This window comes from Oceanicella sp., from assembly GCF_056449545.1.
Genome location: NZ_JBWOMN010000140.1, coordinates 16,766 through 39,940 on the forward strand (window position 1 = coordinate 16,766; position 23,175 = coordinate 39,940).

The window sequence follows — 23,175 nt, forward strand, 5'->3', positions numbered from 1 at the left end:
CCGCATCGCCGCGACGAGGATCGGGCGCGACAAAGCGTTGATGAGGATCGCCGCGCCGCAGTCACGCGCAGGCCGGCGTTTTCAAGGGGGGAATGCGTGTCATGACCGAACTCACCGCGCCCAGCGGCCTTGATGCGATTCTGCTGCCGCAGGTCGATGAAGCCGTTGGATTCGAGACCGTCCAGATCATTCCCGACAGCCTGTGGAACGGCGCGCTGTCCTGGCTCAACGACCTCGCCGAGCCGGGATCGACCTTCGGCCCCGACGTCGCGGCCAACCAGCTGCTGCTGCCCAACACCGAACGCGGCGGCATCGCGCTTGGCGCCGCCACCGCCGGCAACGACGCACCCCCCGATTACGTGAAGATCTTCACCGATCCCGGCGCGCCTTTCGCCAGGTCCTTTCTCGACAAGCTGAAGGAACAGGTCGACGGCGATCTCGCCGCGGCGGCGGGCGACGCGGCGGCGGAGGCGCGCATCCGCGGCGAGGCGCGCATCGAGGTGCTCAACCTGATCGATTTCGCCAAGACGCTGCACCTCACGCAGGAGGTGCTCGACGAATTCGACGATCCGCTGACCGCGATCGCGCGCTCGGAAACCGACCCGCGCATCACCCTTGGCGGCGAATCGCTGAGCGGCCTGCAAATCGAGGCCTCGGACGCGCTCGAAGATTTCACCGTGCGCTCCAGCGGGCTCTACGTCGCCATCGAACGGCTGCGCGGCGACAGCGAGGACAGCATCGACGCGGCGCTCGTGGGCGAATTCCCCGAACTGGCGCGGATCATCTATCCCGGCGGCCTGGTCGAATGGACCGACGACGTGCGCATCGACATCATCGTGCGCGACAGCGCGCTGGTGGCGAAATACGACGGCGAGGGCGCACCCTCCTACCAGGGCATCTACGACATCTACACCGGCGCCGGGGGCGACGGTCTCGGCGACATCGTGTCCGACGTGTTCAGGGAAATCTCCGGCGTCGACAAGCTGCTGGCGGTGTCGCTGTCCTCGGCCTCGAACGAACTGGTCAAGACCGGGTCGGAGCTGACCGGCAGCCTGCACAAGGATCTCTACGACTACCTGTACAAGGGCGATTTCGAGATCACCCAGGACCACATCATCGAAACCGTGGAGGCGGCGGAGAAATTCAAGGGGGCCTATGACAAGCTGACCTCGTTCGGCGGCAAGCTCGACGTTGACATCGACGCCAAGCCTGATGTCCGCTTCAAGGCGGCCGCCGGCGTCGCCAACATGATGTGGTCGCTCTACAAGCTTGACGCCGACCTGAAGAAATACGGCGGCGTCACCCCGGATTTCCTGCTGGATCAGGCCGCGAACTACGTCGCCGGCGTGGTGTCGGCCAAGGTGAGCGAAGGCGTGATGTGGCTGGCCACGGCCAACCCGGTGGGCACCATCTTCGTGGTCGGGCTGGGCAGCTACTACACGTATCAGTTCGTCAAGGACTACGCCCGACAGATCGTCGACGATCCGGCGTCGGGCGGCGACATCAAGTTCTACGCCGAATTCGTGCTGCTGACGATGGAGGAGTTCGAAAAGGAATTCGAACCCCAGATCACCATGTTTCAGGCGCTGGCGACGGAGCTGAAGTTGAGCCTGGTGGAGCCGATCGTCGCGCAGCTGGTGCCCGAGCTGATCACCGTCACCGGCGACAGCGCCGGCTTCATCTACGACGATAACCAGTGGCTGCTGGGCAAGGACAACGCCTATCTGGTCGGCGACGACAAAGACAACATCATCATCCATGCCGGCCATGGCGAGGTCCATGCCGGCGCCGGCGACGACATACTGCTGGGCTGGACCCCGGATATCGGCGACAATGGCGAACAGCTGGAGCTGCACGGCGAGGAAGGCGACGACTGGCTGTTCGTGATCGGCGGCATCGGCGCCAAGATCTACGGCGGCAAGGGCCGGGATTTCCTGACGAACTGGTCCTACAGCGGCCAGACATGGGGCGACGGCGCCGACGGCGCCGGGGGCGATGACGACACGTTCTGGTGGGCCGCCGGGCAGTTCATCATGGACGCCGAGCCCCAGGACCGTTTGCAGATGTTCGGCATCCCGCTGTCGGGCGGCACCAACGTCTATCTGGGCGAGACCAACGAGGCCTATGACTGGTTCCTGCCCTTCATCCACTACGGGTACACCGGCAGCCAGCTGATCGTGTCCTGGGGCAAGATCGCCGGCAGCGACGACATCCTGTCCCATTCCACGGTGATCAACAATTTCAGCTTCGGCGACGACACCGGCAGCCAGTACAAGATCAACGACAACGCCACCATGGGGATGCTGTTCCGCATCTACGGGGTCGGCGACGAAGTTTCGGTGTGGAACGCCCTGTGGGGGCATTTGATCCTCTATACGAAGGTGCTCCACACCTTCGTGAAGAACCTGAGCTGGGAACCCGTCGACGACCCGCTGGCGCTGGATCTGGACCTCGACGGCATCGAGACCTCCGCCTACAATTTCGGCGGCGTGAATTTCGACTTCAACGGCGACCTGTTCGCCGAAAAGGCCGGCTGGCTGGACTCCGATGACGGCTTCCTGGTCATGGACCGGGACGGCAACCGGCGCATCGAATCCACCTCGGAAATGTTCGGCGCGCCGGGCGAAAGCGGCTTTGGCGAACTGGCCGCGCTGGACGACAACGGCGACGGCGTGATCGACGCCTCGGACGCGGGCTTCGCGGATCTGGAGATCTGGCGCGACCTGAACCAGGACGGGATCACCGACGAGGGCGAACTGTTCTCGCTCGCCGATTACGACATCGTGTCGCTGGAGGTGACGGGCGCGGCGCTCGACACCGAACTGTCCAACGGCAACACCCTGCGCGCCAAGGCCAGCTACACCCGCGGCGACGGGGTGGTGGGCGATATCTACGAAGTGATCTTCGACACCAACCCGGTGGACACCGTCTATCGCGGCATCGAGGGCCAGAGCTCGGCGCTCGAAGGACGCACCGCCGCCGCCTGGGCCGGACCCATCGAGGTCAAGGGCTATGGCCGCCTGACCGATATCGGCGTCGCCGCCACCAACGACCCGCTGCTGCTGGAGACCCTGACCCGGGTCGCGGCCGACATGTCGATCCCCGACCTGAAGCTGCTGCGCATTCAGGCGCAGGAGGTGTATTCCGCATGGGCCGCCGCCGATGTGGACAGCGCCGAGCTGACGCCCATGCTGCTGTCGGCGGACGGGACCGAGCTGCTCGACTGGGCGGTCTGGGTCGAACGCCCCGGCGGCGGGCATTTCAAGCTGCATTCCGGCGATCCGGTGCTGGATTCGGGCGGCGACGTCATCGACCGCCCGACCATGGAGCAGGTGCTGGCCCAGACCGGCGGCGACTGGTCGCTGCAGCAGACCTTCTCGCCCTCGGACCGCGCCGAACTGCCGGCCCATCGCGCCCCCCGCCCCTATCTGGTGCAGATCGTCGACGATCGCCCGGTGGTGATGGATTACGGGCGCGAGGTGTCGGACGCCAATGGCAAGTATTGGGTGCTCAATTCCGGCGATCCGGTGCTGGATTCGGGCGGCGACGCCATCGCCCGCCCGACGCTGGACGACGTGCTGGCCCAAACCCCCGCCGGGATGGACTGGCGGGTCGAGGTCCCGGGCGCCTCGGATTGGGTCGACCTGCCGGTGGACCGGCTGGCCGTCACCTACACCGACGGCGTGCTCACCAACTATTCGGTGCAGGTCAGCGACGCGGACGGCGTCTTCAACGTCTGGATCAACAACCTGCGCCGCGCCCTTGATCTGCAGGAAAAAACCGGCGAGCCCGGCGCCTTCCAGCTGCGCAATTACGAGATCGATCTGGACACGCTGAAGGATCTCGACAATTCCGAAGACAGCTATGTGCGCGCCGAGATCATCACCGCCGAACAGCTGCGCTTCGCCTCCGCCTCCTTCGGCATCGCCTTCCGCCCGGAGATCCTGACCGCCGACACCGATTCCGACGGGCTGATCGTCTATCCCGCGGACCCCGAGGAAACCATGGGCTTCTTCACCAGCCTGATGGAATCCTATCAGGCGCAGTCGCGCGCCTACGCCGTGCGGCTGGCCATGCAGGGCGGGCTGGCGGTGTATTTCCAGGGCGTCGAATACGACGCCGCGTCGGACAGCTTCAAGCCCGTGGGCGGGCGCATGCTCACCCCGATGTTCGAGGCGATCTTCGCCGACGCCCCGGCGGGGCGCGACGACGCCATCGACTGGATGCAGGGCTGGGCCGAGATCGTCGACGTGATCTATCCCGACTACATCCGCGGCAACGGCGCCTCGAAAACCGAGGGCTGGCTGATGCAGATGCTGCTCGGCGCCGCGCAGAACGTGCCCACGGACGTCGAATTGCTGAAGATCGCCGAGATCTTCGGCGTGGACGAGGACTCCATCCTCCAGCACGCCCCCGAGGACGACGTGGTCACCGGCACGAACGCCGACGAGCTGATCATCCTGTCCGAAGGCGACCAGATCGTGCGCGGCAGCTACGGGTCCGACATCTACATCGTCGGCAAGGATTTCGGCCACGACATCATCGACGATTACGAAGAACCGCTGAATCCGCGCTCGCCGGACTACCTGCGCTTCGCGCATGTGAAATCGGACGAGGTCTACGCCTGGCGCGACGGGCTCGACCTGGTGATCGAGGTGATCGGCACGGATGACGTGCTCACCGTGCGCAACCAGTTCGAGGGCAAGCTGCCCGGCCTGTTCGGCGGCGATTTCTCGCCCGACACGGAAATGGTGGAGATCACCTTCGCCGACGGGGTGAGCTGGGACCTGCTCGACATCGCCTATGCGGTGTCGCATCCGCTGGACACCGACGACCTGGTGCAGGGCTCCAACGCCGTCGACGTGCTCGACGGCGGCAAGGGCGACGACATCCTGCGCGGCGGGCGCGACAGCGATCTTTACATTTTCGACTACGGCTACGGCAATGACCGCATCGAGGAAAACAACGACAACATCCTCGTCGAGGCCTTCGACATGGTGCGCATGGGCGAGGGCATCGCCGACAAGAACCTGTCATTCGAGCGGGTCGGCGACAGCGACGACCTGATCATCCGGCTGCTGGACGACGACGGGGTCGAAACCGGCGACGTGCTGACCGTGCAGAATCAGTTCAAGTCGATCAACACCCTGGTTCTGGGGGTGCACTGGCTGGACCGGATCGAACGGGTGATCTACCAGAACGGCTCGTTCGTCGACGAAGTCGAGATCATGCGCCGCACCGTGGCCAACGCCAAGACCGACGGCGTCGACGCCATCTGGGGCTTTCACAACGCCGACAATCTGGATGGCGGGCTCGGCGACGATTTCCTGTCCGGCGGCAGCGTGGGGGACAGCTATGTCTTCTCGCGCGGCTACGGCCATGACGTGATCGAGGACAATCTCGCCGATTTCCTCACCGAATCCTACGACACGCTGCGCTTCACCGACATCCGTTCGGACGAGGTGGCCTTGCTGCGCGACGGGTCGTCGCTGACCATATCCATCGCGGTGCTGGACGAGACCGGCGCCGAGACCGGCGACAAGGTCACGCTGGTCAATGAATTCAAGCTGACCTCGACCGTGCTGTTCGGCGACTACTACTATGACAATATAGATGAAATCAAATTCAGCGACGGCGCGGTCTGGGATTTCGACGCCGTGGCGCGCCGGTTGCTGGAACAGGCCAGGACCGATGGCGACGACACCATCTGGGGCTTTGACCGCGCCGACACGCTGGACGGCGGCAAGGGCGACGACCGGCTGGAGGGCGGAGTCTATTCCGACACCTACATCTACGGGCTCGATTACGGCGACGACGAAATCTACGACGCCACCAACCACCCGCTGCTCGCCCCCGGCTGGGACGCGCTGGTCATGGAAGGCATCGCCTTTGACGACATCGACGTCAGCCGCGAATTCCGCGACCTGATCTTCACCGTCCGCGCCACCGGGGATTCGGTCCGGCTGGTGGATCAATACAACCGCGCCGGCATGAACGGGCAGCCCAATGCGGTTGAGGAACTGCGATTCTCCGACCGCACCATTCTTTACACCGACCTCAACCCCGAGGACGTGGACCTGGTCGGCACCGACGCGGACGAGACCCTGCGGGGATCCGATTTCGGCGAAACCATCGACGGGCGCGGCGGCGACGACACGCTGATCGGCGCCTCGGACGGGGACACCTACAAGTTCGACGCCGGCTACGGCAACGACGTGATCATCGACCGGCTGGCCAACGCCCGCTGGAACGGCGACGACGTGGTGGCCTTCGGGGCCGACATCACCATCGACAACGTGCGGTTCTCCAAGGAAAACGACGATCTCGTCATCTCCATCGAGAACCGGCCCGACACCCTGCGCATCCAGGGGCAGTTCGCGTCGTCCCTGAACGAGGTGGAGCTGTTCCGCTTCGCCGACGGCACGGAATGGACCATCGCCGATGTCGAGGAATTGCTGCTGATCTCCGGCGGCGGGCGCGGCGACGACGTGCTGCAGGGCTTTGACGACCGCGAGAACATCCTTGACGGGCGCCAGGGCGACGACCAGCTGTTCGGCGGGCGTTTCGCGGACACCTATCTTTACGGCGTCGGCTACGATCTCGACACCATCACCGAGGTGCTGAACGGCGTCGCCGTCGCCGGGGCGATCGACCGCGTGGTGTTCGGCGAACTGATCACGCCCGATGATCTCGACCTGCGCCGCGACGGCGGCGACCTGGTGCTGTCCATCGCCGGCACGGGCGACGCGCTGACCGTGATCGACGGCCTGTCCCAGCGGCTGGTGGAACAATACGAATTCGCCGACGGCACGGTCTGGACCTTCGAGGATCTGCGCCTCGAAGTGCTGAAGGGCACGGATTTCGCCGATGAGCTGACCGGCTTCGACGACAGCGACGACACGCTTGACGGCGGGCTCGGTTCGGACGAATTGCGCGGTGAAAAGGGCAACGACGTCTACCGCTTCGGCGTCGGCTACGGCGCCGACGCGATCTTCGAGACCGGCGGCGATGACCGGGTGGAATTCGGCGACCTGATCTCCGCCGACATGCTGACGCTGACCGCGGACGGCGACACGCTGGTGATCGGGCTGCAGGGCTTCGAGGACACGCTGGCGATCCGCAGCGGGCTGCGCGACACCAACGTGGCGCAGCGGATCGAGACCTTCGCCTTCGCCGACGGTTCGGAGATGGATTTCGCCACCATCCGCCAGGCGCTGGTGACCCAGCAGGCGACCGCGGGCGACGACGTGGTGAGCGGCAACGAGAATGCGGGCGACCTGATGACCGGCGGCGCCGGCGCCGACCTGCTGCGCGGGCTCGGCGGCGACGACGTCTACCGCTTCGAGGCCGGCGACGGGCTCGACATCATCGACGACCGCGGCAACTCCGCCGCCGACACGCTGATATTCGTGGATTACGCCTCCACCGAGGCGGTGGCGACCCGCGCCCATCCGCTGCGCGCGGACGCGGTGATCGCCTTCCCCGGGACCGGCGACGCGGTGACCATCATCGACGGGCTCGAGGCCGGGGCGCGCTCCGCCATCGAGCGCATCGAATTCTCCGACGGCGTGATCTGGACCGTGAGCGACCTGCGCGACGCGGCGCTGACCTCGCAATCCAGCGACGCCAATGACGTGCTTGGCGGCTTTGACGACGGCGACACGCTGGAGGGCGGGCTGGGCGATGACCTGATCAATGGCGGGCGCGGCGCTGACACCTATGTCTTCACCCGCGGCGACGGGCGCGACGTGATCGACGACGACGCCACGTCATCGGGGGACGTGGACCGGCTGGAGCTGCGCGGCTACCAGATCGGCGACGTGATCGTGTCCCAACCCAACCCTGACGGGCCGGACCTGCTGATCTCCTTCGCCGACACCGATGACGAAATCCTGCTGCGCAACCAGTTCAGCGCCTCGGCCGGGCGTGGGATCGAGGAAATCACCTTTGGCGACGGCGCCGCGCTGACCCGCGCCGACATGGTGGCGGGCATCGCCTCGGGCGGCACGGATCTCGACGAGATCATCACCGGGACCGGCGTCGCCGACACCATGATCGGGCGCGGCGGCGACGACACGCTGCATGGCGGCGGCGGCGGCGACACTTACCTGTTCACGCGCGGCGACGGGCGCGACGTGATCGAGGACAACGGCGCCGGCGCGGGCGACGTGCTGAAGATCGTCGGCTACGCGCCCGGCGAGGTCACGCCCCGCCGCGCGCTTGGCGACGAGGATACGCTGGTGCTGGATTTCCCCGGCGGCGTCGATCGCATCCGCATCGTCAACGGGCTGAACGCGTCCAACGCCGACCAGATCGAGAAGATCGAATTCGACGACGGCACGATCTGGGAGGTCGGCGACGTCAAGATCGCGATCATCGCCCGCCAGCAGACCGACGGCGACGACACGATCACCGGATTCGGCGGCGGCGACACGCTGGAGAGCGGCGCGGGCGACGATTCGCTGATCGGCGGCGGCGGCTCGGATGTCTACGTGTTCAACGCCGGCGACGGGCGCGACCGCATCGAGGACAACGGCGCCGGCGGCACGGATGCGCTGCTGATCAACGGCTACCTGCCCGGCGAGGTCGCGCTGTCGCGCACGCCGGAAAGCGCCAGTTCGCTGATTCTGACCTTCGCCGGATCAGACGACCGGGTCGAACTGGTGAACGTGCTCGACAATTCCTACCAGGATCAGATCGAAGAAATCCGTTTCGAGGACGGCACGGTCTGGACCATCGGCGACGCCAAGACCCGGCTGCTGGCCGAGTCCGCGAGCGACGGGCCCGAACGCATCACCGGCTTTGCCAGCGCCGACACGCTCGCCGGGGGCAAGGGCGACGACATGCTGTTCGGGCTTGGCGGTTCGGACATCTATGTCTTCGCCAGGGGCGACGGGCGCGACGTGATCGAGGACAATGGCGCCGGCAGCACGGACCAGCTGAAGATCGAGGGCTACACGCCCGCCGAAACCACGGTCTCGCGGCTGCCCGAGGCGCTGGCGACGCTGGTGATCCGGTTTGCCGGGACCGATGACGAAATCCGCCTGGTCAACGCGCTGGAAGGCGATTACGGCGACCAGATCGAACAGATCGTCTTCGACGACGGCACGATCTGGACCCCGACGGACCTGCGCGAGATGGTGCTGGCCGCCGAGGCCGTCGCCGATCCGGCGCTGGTGATCGGGTTTGGCGTCGCGGACACGCTGGAAGGCGGGCCCGGCAACGACGAGATGCAGGGGCGCAACGGCAGCGACGTCTATGTCGTGGCGCCCGGTCAGGGCGACGACGTCATCGAGGACAACGGCAGCAGCGACGCCGATGCGCTGAAGCTGACCGGCGTCACCCCCGCCGAAGTCAGCCTGAGCCTGCCCGCCGGATCGTCGGTCGATCTGCTGCTGCGCTTTGACGCCGGCGGATCGGTGCTGATGCGCAACGCGCTCAACGGCGACAACGGCGACCAGATCGAGGACATCCGCTTCGATGACGGCACGGTCTGGTCCGTCGCCGACCTCCGCCAGATGCTGGTCGATGACAATCAGGGCGCCGGCAATGACATCGTGTTCGGCTTTGCCGGCGGACAGACGCTGAACGGCGGCGCCGGGGATGACGTGCTGCTGGGGGGCGAGGGCGACGACACGCTGAGCGGCGGCCCCGGCGACGACACGCTGTCAGGCGGCGGCGAAGGCGATCTCTACCAGTTCGCCGCCGGCGACGGCTACGCCTTCATCGACGACAACGGCTTCTGGGGCACGGACGCGATCACCGTCGCCGGCTACGCGTCCACCGACGCGATCCTCGGCCGCGCCGCCGGGCGCGACGACCGGCTGGAAATCCGCTTCGCCGGATCCGACGACCTGATCCGCATCGACAACGCGCTGAACAACGACCGGTTCGACCAGATCGAGGAATTCCGGTTCTCGGACGGCGTCACCTGGACCATCGCCGAGGTGAAGGACATGCTGCCGGCGCCGTCCACGGCGCCGGACATCGACGGAACCTCCGGCGACGACACGCTGGCGACCACCGCCGCCGACGAAACCGTCAACGCCGGTCGCGGCGACGACCTGGTGCGCTACGCGCGCGGCGACGGAAGCGACGTGATCCGCGATTCAGGCGGCGACGACACGCTGGAATTCACCGACATCGACTCGGGCGACGTGACCCTGCGCCGGCGCGAAAACGACGCGGTGCTGGTGATCGCCGAAACCGCGCCGGGGGCCGGGGATGGCGGCGAAGTGGCGCTGATCGACGCGCTGAACGCCGGGGCGCAGGGCATCGAGACGGTGACGTTCGCGGATTCCGTGACCTGGAGCGACGCCGACATGCGCGCCGCCCTGATGGCGGGCGCGATCAGCGGCGGCGATGACAGCGTCATCGGGTTCTCCGGCGCCGACACGCTCGACGCGGGCGCCGGCGACGACCGGCTGGCCGGGGGCGACGGCGACGACCTCTACATGCACGGGCGCGGCGACGGCTTCGACGTGATCGACGAAGGCGCGACCTTCGGCGGCGCGAACGACAAGCTGCGCCTGACCGGGCTCGACCCGGCCGAGGTGGCGCTGATCCGCTACGGCAATGACGCGGTGCTGAGCTACGGCGAAAGCGCGCCGGGCGCCGGCGACGGCGGCGGGGTCCGGCTGATCAACCATTTCAGCCGCTATTTCGAACGCGGCGTCGAGAATGTCGAATTCGACGACGGCACGATCTGGACCCCGGCCGACCTGCGCGAACGCTTCATGGCCGACCGGCCCACGGCGGGGGATGACAGCATCACCGGCTTCGCCGCGGCGGACACCATCGAGCCGGGCGAAGGAAACGACCGCGTCGAGGGCGGCGACGGCGACGATCTGTTCATCTGGCGGCGCGGCGACGGCGACGACCTGTTGCAGGATGCGAGCACCGGCGGCGGAAGCGCCGACCGCCTGTCGCTGATCGGCGTCGATCCGGGCGACGTCACCGTCGAACGCAACGGCGACCACGCGGCGCTGGTCATCGCCGAAAGCGCGCCGGGGGCGGGCGACGGCGCGCGCATCGTGCTGGTCGACGCGCTGAAAAACTATTTTCAGGTCGGACTCGAGGAGGTGGCCTTCGACGACGGCACGATCTGGACCTATGCGGATCTGGCCGCCGCGGCGCTCGCCGCCGCGATCACCGCGGGCGACGATATCGTCGTCGGCTTCAACACCGCCGACAGCATCGAGGCCGGGCCCGGCGACGACGTGCTGGAGGGGGCGGCCGGCGACGACGTCTATGTCTGGCGCCACGGCGACGGCAATGACGATATCCGCGAACCCAGATCCACCGACGGCATCGACAAGCTGCGCCTGATCGGGGTCGCCGCCGACGGCGTGACCATCGAGGACCGCGACGGCGATCTGACGCTCCGCATCCCCGACAGCGCCCCCGGCGCCGGCGATGGCGGGCAGGTGATCCTGCGCGCCTCGCTGAACCCGTCTTTCCAGGTCGGCACCGAAAGCGTCGAATTCGACGACGGCACGATCTGGACCAATGCCGAGCTGCGCGCGCGGCTGATCGCCTCCCAGACCGGGCCCGAAAGCGCCACGGTCACCGGGTTTTCCTCGGCGGACAGCATCGAAGGCGGCGGCGGCGACGACCTGCTGCGCGGCGGATCCGGCGACGACGTCTACATCTGGCGGCGCGGCGACGGCGAGGACGTGATCGAGGATGGCGGCACGACCGGCGGCGTCGATTCGCTGCAGCTGATCGGCGTCGATCCCGCCGAGGCCACGCTGGCGCGGGGCGGCGACGGCGGCGACGCGGTGGTGATCGTCGCCGACAGCGCCCCGGGGGCCGGCGACGGCGGGCGCATCGTGCTGAAAGACAGCCTGGTCCCGTATTTCAACGCCGGCGTGCAGAAGGTGGCGTTCGACGACGGGACCGAATGGGCCCAGGCCGATTTCGTCGCCATGTCGCTGCAGGGCGCCGCCAGCGACGGCGACGACCTGCTGCAGGGCGGCAATGACGGCGACACGCTGGCGGGCGGTCTCGGCGACGACCGGCTGGAGGGCGGCAAGGGCGCCGACCGTTACGTTTTCAACGCCGGGGACGGCGCCGACGTGATCCGCGATCGCGGCGACGTCCCGGTGGGCGAGGGCGACGACCCGATCGACGACGTTCTGGAGATCCGCGGCCACGCCTTTGCGGGGGCCGAATTCCTGCGCCTCGGCGCGGACACCAACGACCTGACCCTGCGCTTCGCCGGATCGGACGACAGCGTCACCATCCTGAACGCGCTCGCCGCCGGGCGCGACGTGATCGAAAAGGTGCTGTTCAGCGCCGACGACCCGGCCGACGACGTCACCGTGACGCTGGAGCAGATCACCGCCCGGCTGCTCGCCGATCTGGCCACCGACGGCGACGACCTGATCCTCGGCGCCGACACGGCCGAAACCCTGACCGGCGGGGCCGGGGCGGATGTGCTCGACGGCGCGAAGGGCGGCGACCTTTACATCTACCGCAAGGGCGACGGCGACGACCGCATCGAGGACACCGGCAACGGCGCCGGCGACGAATTGCGCATCGAGGGCTGGAGCGAGGCCGACATCCTGACCATGCGCCGCAGCCCGCCCGACGGGCTCGACCTGGTGATCGACTTCGCCAATGGCGACCGGGTGGTGATCCGCAACACGCTTGGCGACACCAACGCCGGGATCGAAACCGTGTCCTTCGCCGGCGGGCCGAGCTGGTCCATGGCCGACATCCGCGCCCGCCTGATCGGCGACGCGGGCGGCGACGGCGACGAGAACATCTGGGGCTTCGCCGACGGCGAGACGCTGAGCGGCGGGGCCGGGTCGGACACCCTGCATGGCGGGCTGGGCGGGGACACCTATGTCTATCGAGCCGGCGACGGCGCCGACCAGATCGAGGACAACGGCAGCGCCGCGGGAACCGACCGGGTGGTTGTCGAGGGCTACAGCTCTCAACAGGTGGCGGCGCGGCGCCTTTACAAGGGCGATGACGGGCTGGTGCTGGTCTTCGCCGGCGACGGCGTCAACGAAGGCGACCGGCTGACCATCCTCAACACCCTCAACGGCGCCGCGGACGACGGCATCGAGGAAATCGAATTCGCCGACGGCGTGGTCTGGACCATGGCCGACGCGCTGGCCGCGCTCGACAACGCCGCCCCCGAGGCCCGCCAGGACGGGGTGTTTTCCGCCGTGCAGGGCGAGGCGACGGTGATCGCCGCGCAAACCCTGCTGCGCAACGATTTCGATCCGGACGGCGACCCGCTGAGCCTGATCGCGGTCGGCGCGGCGATCGGCGGCGCGGTGGCGCTGAACGCCGACGGCGACGTGGTGTTCACCGCCGACGCCGATCACCTTGGCGCGGCGCAGTTCGACTACACCCTGTCCGACGGCGCCAACGGGCTGACCGACGCCACGGTGTTCATGCGCGTGCGCCCGCCGGCCAGCGCCAACGACGATGACGGCTTCACGGTGGAGGAGGAGGGTCTCCTCACCATCACCGCCGCGCGGCTGCTGGCCAATGATTTCGACGGCGACCTGCTCAGCATCTCGCAGGTCAAGGACGCGACCCATGGCGTGGCGGCCATGTCCTCGACCGGGGTCATCACCTTCACGCCCGATGTCGATTTCATCGGCCAGGCGAGCTTCGTCTACGTCGCCAACACGCCGCAGGGCGGGCGCGCGGAGGCCACGGTGACCATCGAGGTGACCGAGGTCAACGACACGCCCACGGCGCGGCTCGATCGCGGATTCTCGGTGCTGGAGGACGGAACCGGCGAAATCCTCGTGGGCGAGCTGCTGGCCAACGACACCGACCCGGACGGCGACCCGCTGACGGTGACCGAGGTGTTCTCGGGCCCCGACCTGCAGGTGGACCTGACCGCCGGCGGCGTGATCACCGTCACCCCCACGGCGTTCTTCTTCGGCGCCGCGGTGTTCAGCTACGCGATCTCCGACGGGCGCGGCGGCACGGCCGTGGCCGAGGCCGTCGTGCAGGTGATCCCGGTCAACACCGCGCCGGTGCTGGCGGATGATTTCATGGAGACCGAGGAAGATCACCCGCTGTTCTTCGCCGCCGCCGACATCCTCGCCAACGACCGCGAATTCGACGGCGACCAGATGCGGGTGTCGCGGGTGTTCGGCGAGGTCGGCGGCAACGCCACCCTGCTCGCCAACCAGACCGTGCTGTTCGATCCGAAGTCCGATTTCACCGGCGAGGCGAGCTTCAGATACGAGGTGGACGACGATCAGGGCGGGCAGTCCATCGCCACGGTCTTCGTCACCGTCACCCCGCTCAACGACCCGCCGGCGGCACGGGACGAATCCTACGACGACGCCAACGGCGCGGGCGACTACCTGTCGGGCCTCGAGGATTCGCCGCTGGTGATCTCGGCCGCCAGGCTGCTGGAGAACGATCGCGATTTCGACAGCGCCGGCTTCGCGCTGACCACGGTCACCAACGCCATCAACGGCACGGTGGACATCAACGGCGACGGCGACGTGGTGTTCACCCCGGATCCCGATTTCTGGGGCGAGGCCTCGTTCCGCTACGTGATCTCGGATGGCGAGGGCGGCGTCGACGACGCCCGCGTGACCATGTATTTCGCGCCGGTCAGCGACGCGCCGCCGGTGGCGGGCGATGACGAGTTCACCATTCTCGAGGACGTGACCACGGTTCTGCGGATCTCGGACATGCTGATCAACGACACCGACATCGATCTCGATCAGCTGGAGGTGACGGCGATCTGGCTGGACCGGTCGTCGCGGGGCGACGCCGAGCTGTCCCTTGACGCCAACGGCGACCTGGTGGTCGCGCCGAGCGACGATTACAACGGCGATCTGGCGCTGCATTACACCGTCACCGACAACAAGGACGGCGAGGACGAGGGCCTGATCTCGATCACCGTGACCCCGGTCAACGACCTGCCGGAAACCGGGGACGACGTCGCCGCCGGCAGCCTCGACGCGCCGATCGTGGTGCGTGTTTCGGACCTGCTGGCCAATGACGGCGACCCGCGCGATTTCAGGAACGACCCCGACGAGGCGCGCGCGCAGCTGAGCTTCGCGTCGGCGCAAGACCCGTCCGACGGCACGATCTCGGTCTATCAGGACGAATTCGTCGTGGTGGAGCAGAGCGCCGGGTTCACGGGCGACCTCGCCTTCGGCTACACCATCGTCGACGGCGAGGGCGGCGAGGATGACGGGACCGTCACCGCCAGCGTCGCCGCGGATCACGCCGCGACCATAACCGGGTCGCAGATCCGCGACCTGCTGATCGGCGCCCCCGTCGCCGAGCGCCTCGAAGGGCTGGCGGGCGCGGACGACCTGTTCGGGCGCGCCGGCAATGACGTGCTCGAAGGCGGCGACGACGCCGATCTGCTGGATGGCGGCGCGGGCCGCGACATGGCGGATTATTCGACCTCCAACATCGGCGTGCGCGCCGACCTGCTGGCGCGCATCGGTCAGGGCGGCCATGCGCAGGGCGACCAATACGTGTCGATCGAGGATCTGGGCGGCTCGGCCTTCGCCGACCAGCTGTTCGGGTCGGGCGGCGCCAATCTCCTGTCGGGGGCCGGGGGCGACGACGCGCTGCACGGGCTCGGCGGCGCCGACACGCTGCGCGGCGGCGACGGCGACGACCGGCTGATCGGCGGCGCCGGGGCGGACCGGCTGGAAGGCAACGCCGGGTCCGACACCGCGGATTATTCCGACAGCGCCGCGGGGGTCAACGTCTCGCTCGGGGCCGGAACCGGGGCGGGCGGCGACGCCGAGGGCGACACGCTTGCGGGCGTCGAGAACCTGATCGGCTCGATCCAGGCCGACACCCTGTCGGGCGACACCGGCGACAACTGGCTGGATGGCGGGCGCGGCGACGACAAGCTGTTCGCGGGCGGCGGCGACGACAGGCTGACGGGCGGGCGCGGGGCCGACACGCTGACCGGCGGCGCCGGGCGCGACGCGGCGGATTACGCGATGTCCGCCGAGGGCGTCACGGTGGATCTCGCCGGACTGACCGCCGGGGGCGGCGACGCCGCGGGCGACGTGTTCAACGGCATCGAGAACCTCATCGGGTCGCTGCATGACGACACGCTGCTGGGCGACGGCGGCGCCAACACCATCACCGGCAATGCCGGCGCCGACGCGATCGACGGGCGCGGCGGCGATGACTGGGCCGATTACGCCGGCTCGGACCGGGGGGTCGCCGTTGACCTCGCCGCCGGGACCGGATCGGGCGGCGATGCGGAGGGCGACGCGCTCTCCGGCATCGAAAACCTGATCGGTTCGGCCTGGGACGACGTGCTGAAGGGCGATTCCGGGGTCAACGCCTTCATCGGCGGCTTCGGCAACGATCGCTTCGAGGGCGCGGGCGGCGGCGACATCTACAATTTCGGCTTTGACGCCGGGGATGACGACATCGCCGAGGCCGGCGCCGCGGGCGACATCGACAAGCTGGTGATGGGCGCCGGGGTCAGGACCGCCGACGTGTCGCTGATCAGGGCGGAGAACAACGCCCTGATGGTCGAACTGGAAAACGACGACGCCTTCCTGATCGACAGCGTGCTGGTGCTCGGCCATTTCGACGGCGCCGCCAGCGGCATCGAACAGATCCTGTTCGAGGACGGCACGGTCTGGGATCGCGCCGCCATCGACGCGGCGGCGACGCCGGACGCGCTGAACGCGCGCGACGACATCGCCCGCTTCGGGCTGGAGGACGAGGACTACGTCATCGACGGCGCCCTTCTCATGCGCAACGACGCCGCGCGCGGGACCGAGAATTTCGAAATCCTGTCGGTGGGCAATGCGGTGAACGGCGCGGCGGTGCTGAATGACGACGGCTCCGTCACCTTCCGCGGCGATCAGGATTTCAACGGCGACGCCTTTTTCGACTACACCGTTTCCGACGGCGCCGGGCGCGAAAGCACCGCCACGGTCGAGGTCAATCTCGGCGCGGTGAACGACGACCCGGTTGCGCTTGACGACGGGCCGTTCAACGGGGTCGAGGACACGCCGCTGTTCATCCCCATCGCCGACCTTCTGGCCAATGACGGCGACATCGACGGCGACAACCTGCACATCGCCGGCTTCGGCAAGCTGCTGGACGAGAACGGCGCCCCCATCACGGGCGTCGAGACCCAGGTGGAGAACGCCACCTCCGGCATCGCCATGCTGGATCTGTTCTCGCCCAACGTGCTGTTCATCCCCTCGGGCGATCACTTCGGCACGGCGGGCTTCAGCTACATCGTCTCCGACGGCGCCGGCGGCACGTCGGTCGCCAATGTGGAGCTGAACTTCACCGGCGTGAACGACGCGCCGCGCCCTGAAAAGGACGGCTACGTCGCCCGCAAGGGCACGCCGATCCAGATCACCTCGACCCAGCTTCTGCGCAACGACAAGGACCCCGAGGGCCAGGACATCAGCTTCGTGTCGGCCCAGGACGCGGTCAACGGCACGATCGAGATCGGCGTGCTGCCCGGCGGCGGCGGGGGCGGCGCGGCCGGCGGCGGGGGCGGCGATCCCGTCACCTCGCTGATCTTCACGCCCGACGCGGATTTCCTCGGCGAGGCCAGCTTCACCTACACCGTGAAGGACAGCTTCGGCGCCGAGGCCTCGGTCAAGGTCGATGTCGCGGTGATCCCGATCAACGATCCGCCCAGCGCCCGCAACGACCGCTTCACCACCGAAGAGGACGTGCCGCTGCTGATCGCCGCGGCGCAGCTGCTGGGCAATGACAACGATCCCAACGGCGATCCGCTGACCATTTCCGCGCTGGACCTCTACCCCGAAAAGGGCGCGGTGGAATTCACCGAACTGGGCAATGTGCTGTTCACCCCGAACGAGGATTACAACGGCGACGCCTCGTTCTACTACACCATCTCCGACGGGCGCGGCGGGACCGCGCGCGGCGAGGTGTTCATCGAAGTGACGCCCGAGAACGACGATCCCTACGTCACCGACGACGATCAGGCCTTCACCACCGAAGAAGACACCGAGCTGCTGCTCTCGGCCTTCACGCTGTTCGCCAATGACGGCGATCCCGACGGCGACGTGCTGGAATTCGAGACCTTCGACGCCGACAACGGCCGCCTGCGCCGCGACGGCGAGGACCTGATCTTCACCCCCGAGGAGGATTTCGTCGGCGTCGCCCATGTCACCTACACAGCCAATGACGGCAAGAACGGCATTTCGCCGGGCGAGGCGCATCTGTCGATCGAGGTGACGGCGGTGGCCGACGCCCCGGTGGCCAAGGATGACAGCTTCACCGGGCTGGAAGGCCAGGCGCTGGAGATCACCGCCGCGCAGCTGCTGGCCAACGACAAGGACGGCGACGGCGATCCGTTCGACTTCCTGTCCGCCGATCTGGCGGCGGTGCGCAACGGCACGCTGACGCTGGACGGCGACACCCTGACCTACACGCCCGATTCCGGCTTCTATGGCGAGGATTCCTTCACCTACACGATCACCGGCGGCGACGGCGACGCCTCGGCGACCGTCAATCTGGACATCCGTCCCGACAACGCCGCCCCGGTGGCGGTGGCCGATCGCTTCGACGGCTTCGAGGACACGCCGCTGCTGATCGACATCGCCGATCTGCTGGCCAACGACACCGACGCCGACGGCGACGCGCTCAGCCTGGTGGAACTGGACCTGGTGGTGACCAACGGCCGCGCCGGACTGCTGCCGGGGGATCGCGTCTCGTTCACGCCGGACGCAAACTTCACCGGGCTGGTGACCTTCCGCTACACGATCACCGACGGCGTCACCGGGCCGGTGACCGGTGACGCGGTGGTCGATTTCGCCCCGGTCAACGACGCGCCGGTGGCGGTGGACGATTACGGGTTCAGCGTCGATCCGGGTGCGGTTCTGCAGATCGCCGCCGCCGACCTGCTGGCCAACGACATGGATATCGAGGGGGATTCCTTCTCCCTCGCCTCGGTCAACACCGCGCTGCACGGCACGGCGACGCTGGCCGGCGACGTCGTCACCTTCACCCCGGATGCGGGCTATGTCGGGGTCGCGGCCTTCACCTACGCGATCGAGGACGCGCAGGGCAATCAGGGCGAAGCGCAGGTCTCGATCGAGGTCGGCACCCTGCGCGCCAATGACGATGGCGGTTTCGAGACCGACGAGGACGTGACCCTGTCCATCGCCATCGCCGATCTCATCGGCAATGACGAAAACGCCGTGGGCGACATCACGCTGGACTGGGTGGATTACCCGGTGGCGGGCGAATTGAGCATCGACGGCGACAACGTGCTGTTCGCGCCGCAGCCGGGCTATCACGGGCTGGCGCAGTTCCGCTACCAGATCTCGGACGAATCCGGGCAGACGGCGCAGGCCAAGGTCAACATCGCCATCAATTCGGTCGAGGACGCGCCGGAAACCGCCGGGCTGCCCGATCGCAGCGTCAACGAAGGCGCGGAGGTGGCGATCGCCATCGACGCGGGCGCCTTCAGCGACGGCGACGGCGATCCGCTGACCCTGACCGCCGCGCTGGCGGGCGGCGGCGCCCTGCCCTCATGGCTGGTCTTCGACGCCGCGGGCTGGGCGTTCTCGGGGCTCGCGCCCATCGGGGCCGACGGCGCGTTGCAGATCGAGGTCAGCGCCTCGGACGGCGATCAGAGCGTGACGGCGGGCTTCACGCTCACCGTCAACGACAATCTGGGCGACGCCATCACCGGCACCGACAACGCCGACACGCTGACCGGCACCGACCGGGCCGACGCGATCCTCGGGCTGGCGGGCGACGACCTGATCAATCTGGGACTCGGCGACGACACGGTGACCGCCGGGGCCGGCGCCGACGTCATCGCCGGCGGGCTGGCGGCGCTGGACGGCGTCACCGTCACCGATTTCGGCGGCGCCGACGCGATCCGCGTCAAGGGCGTCGTGTTCGGCGCCGACGATCTGACGGTGACCGCCGGGTCGGCGATCCTCGACATCGACGCGGACGGCGATGGGTCGAGCGACGCCGTCATCACCCTGCTGGGCGATTTCGCCGGGCGCAGCTTCGCGGTCTCCGACAACGGAACCGACAGCACGATCACCGTGGGCAACGCCGCGCCGGTGGCGCAAGACGACGCTTTCGCCACCAGCGAAAGCGTCGCCGTCTCGGGCAATGTCCTCGCCGACAACGGCGCCGGCGCCGACAGCGACCCGGACAGCGACGCGCTGAGCGTGACCCGGGTCAACGGCGTCGCCGCCTCGGTGGGCGCGGCGGTGATCCTGGCGTCGGGCGCGCGGCTGACGCTGGGCGCCGACGGCGGCTTCGACTACGACCCGAACGGCGCCTTCGACGGGCTGTTCGACGACGAGACCGGGGCCGACAGCTTCACCTACGCGCTGGGCGACGGGACCGAGGAAACCACCGCCACGGTCAGCATCGACATCGCCGGCGAGGGCGTGCGCACCTTTTTCCGCGGCACGCCCGAGGATGACGACATCGCCGGATCGCGTTTCGCCGACACCATGCTGGGGCTGGGCGGCGACGACCGGCTGCGCGGGCTGATCGGCGATGACGAACTGAAAGGCGGGCTTGGCAATGACCGCCTGTTCGGCGGCATGGGCAAGGACCGGCTGCTGGGTCAGGCGGGCAACGACGTGCTCAACGGCGCCGGCGGCGACGACACGCTGATCGGCCATGGCGGCGTCGACCTGCTGGTCGGCGGCCCGGGCAAGGACCTGCTCAAGGCCGGCAACGGCAATGACGTGGCCAAGGGGGGCGGCGGCAATGACCGGGTGCTGGGCGGCGGCGGCAACGACACCCTGCTGGGCGGCGGCGGCGACGACACCCTCAGCGGCGCCGGCGGCGCGGATCTGCTGAAAGGCGGCAACGGCGCCGACATCATGAAGGCCGGCGGCGGCGCCGACCGGATCCTCGGCGGCGGCGGCAGGGACGTGCTGCGCGGCGAGGCCGGCGGCGACCGGCTCGAGGGCGGCGGCGGCAATGACCGGCTGATCGGCGGCAAGGGCGCGGATTTCCTCAAGGGCGACGCGGGCAAGGACGTGTTCGTGTTCGCCCGCGGCCATGGCCGCGACCGGATCATCGACTGGCATGACGGCCAGGACAAGATCGAGATCGGCGCCGGCGCCAGCCGCTTCAGCGACCTCGACATCTCGCAGGACGGCAAGCACGCCATCATCAAGTTCGCCAATGTGGTGATCCAGCTTGATCGCACCGACGCGGACGTGCTGGACGACGGCGATTTCATCTTCTGATCCGGCCCGCGCGCACGCCGCGCGGGCCGCCCGAGGAGAATTCTCGCTGGCGCGCGTCGCGCGACTGGCTCATTCTGCGTGACCGGCGCGCGCTGCGCGCGCCCGACCTGAAGAAACCGCCGATACTAGACAGCCGACAGAGGACATCCGCACATGCACGGTCTGATGATGAACGCCCAGCTTCGGATCTCGTCGATCCTGGAGCACGCCAACGCGGTTTTCCCCGCGCAGGAGGTCGTCACCCGCTCGGTCGAGGGCCCCATGGTCCGCGCCACCTTCCGCGAGGTCCGCAACCGCGCGCGCCAGCTTGCCAACGCCCTGCAAAAGCTCGGCGTCACCCAATCCGACCGGGTCGGCACCATCGCCTGGAACACCCAGCGCCATCTGGAGGCCTATTACGCGATCTCCGGCATGGGCGCGGTCTGCCACGTGATGAACCCGCGCTATTCCCCCGCGCAGCTGGTCTACATCATGAACCACGCCGCCGACGAGGTGCTGCTGATCGACGCCACCTTCATCCCGCTGGTGGCGGCGCTGAAGGACAAGCTGCCGAAACTGCGCCACGTGATCCTGATGACCGATGCGGCCAGCCACCCCGCCGACGCGCCCTTCGAGATGCTCAATTACGAGACCCTGCTGGCCGCCGAAAGCAGCGATTACGACTGGCCCGAGATCGACGAGGATCTGGCCGCCGGGCTCTGCTACACCTCCGGCACCACGGGGGACCCCAAGGGGGTGCTGTATTCGCACCGCTCGACCGTGCTGCACGCCATGTCCGTGGCCCTGCCCGGGGCCATCAATATCGGCGAATCCACGGTGATCCTGCCGGTTGTGCCCATGTTCCACGTCATGGCTTGGGGCATCCCCTATTCGGCGCTGATCGGCGGCGCCAAGCTGGTGATGCCGGGGCCGGGGCTCGACGGCGCGTCGCTGTTCGCGCTGATGGATCAGGAAGGCGTGACCATGGCCGCCGGCGTGCCGACGATCTGGCTGGGCCTGCTGGCGGAGATGCGCGCCAGAAACCGCGCGCCGAACGGGTTCGCGCGCACGCTGATCGGCGGCTCGGCCCCGGCGCATGCGCTGATCGCCGCCTTCGAGGGCGAGTTCGCCGTCGAGGTGACCCAGGGCTGGGGCATGACCGAGATGAGCCCCGTGGGCTCGATCTCGAACGTGCCGCCCGCCAAGGCGCATCTGCCGTTTGACGCGCGCATCGCGCTGAAGGGCAAGCAGGGGCGGCAGGTGTTCGGGGTGGAGCTTGACATCGTCGACGAAGACGACCGCCCCCTGCCCCATGACGGCGCCGCCTCGGGGCGGCTGGTGGCGCGGGGGCCGTGGATCGCCTCGGCCTATTTCGGCTCCGACATCTCGCCGCTGACCTCGACCGGCTGGCTTGACACCGGCGACGTGGCCACCATCGACGCCGAGGCCAATGTCACCATCGTCGATCGCGCCAAGGATCTGGTGAAATCGGGCGGCGAGTGGATCAGCTCCATCGACGTGGAAAACTGCGCCATGGGCTGCAAGGGCGTGGCCATGGCGGCGGTGATCGGCGTGCCGCACCCCAAATGGGACGAACGGCCGCTGATCATCGTGCTGCCGGCGCAGGACGACCCCGCCACCGCGGAACAGATCATGGCGCATCTCGCCGCCGCCCTGCCCAAATGGCAGCTGCCCGACGACGTGGTGCTGGTCGAGGCCCTGCCCATCGGCGCCACCGGCAAGGTGCTGAAGGCCAAGCTGCGCGAAGATTACCGCGATCACCTGAAGGACGCGGGCTGACCCGACGCGCGCCCCCCCCGACAGCCCCCTGACGGCGGAGCGCGTCAAGACCCGCTTGACGCGCCCCGCCGCCGGGGATACTTGTCTCGCTGTCGCGGGCGTAGTTCAGTGGTAGAACGTCAGCTTCCCAAGCTGAATGTCGTCGGTTCGATCCCGATCGCCCGCTCCACCTTCCCCAGCCGATCCGGGCCCC

Annotated in this window: 2 protein-coding genes and 1 tRNA gene; all 3 read left to right on the plus strand. The window is 68.2% G+C overall.

Annotation, left to right across the window (positions count from 1 at the left end):
• Nucleotides 1-101 precede the first annotated feature (101 nt).
• The 3 genes from AC1HC7_RS17770 to AC1HC7_RS17780 all read left to right on the plus strand — a co-directional run bounded on the left by AC1HC7_RS17770 (nt 102) and on the right by AC1HC7_RS17780 (nt 23,151).
• On the plus strand, nt 102-21,203 hold the full coding sequence (locus tag AC1HC7_RS17770) for a tandem-95 repeat protein (RefSeq protein ID WP_479499278.1): 21,102 nt from the start codon (nt 102-104) through the stop codon (nt 21,201-21,203).
• Between the two features lie 153 nt (nt 21,204-21,356).
• Nucleotides 21,357-22,982, plus strand: a complete 1,626-nt coding sequence (locus AC1HC7_RS17775; RefSeq protein WP_479495472.1) for a long-chain fatty acid--CoA ligase — start codon at nt 21,357-21,359, stop codon at nt 22,980-22,982.
• Between the two features lie 94 nt (nt 22,983-23,076).
• Nucleotides 23,077-23,151, plus strand: a tRNA-Gly gene (locus AC1HC7_RS17780).
• Nucleotides 23,152-23,175 lie beyond the last annotated feature (24 nt).

Coding starts and splice junctions, on each gene's coding strand:
- AC1HC7_RS17775 (WP_479495472.1), top strand. CDS start 21,357: ATGCACGGTCTGATGATGAACGCCCAGCTTCGGATCTCGTCGATCCTG.
- AC1HC7_RS17770 (WP_479499278.1), top strand. CDS start 102: ATGACCGAACTCACCGCGCCCAGCGGCCTTGATGCGATTCTGCTGCCG.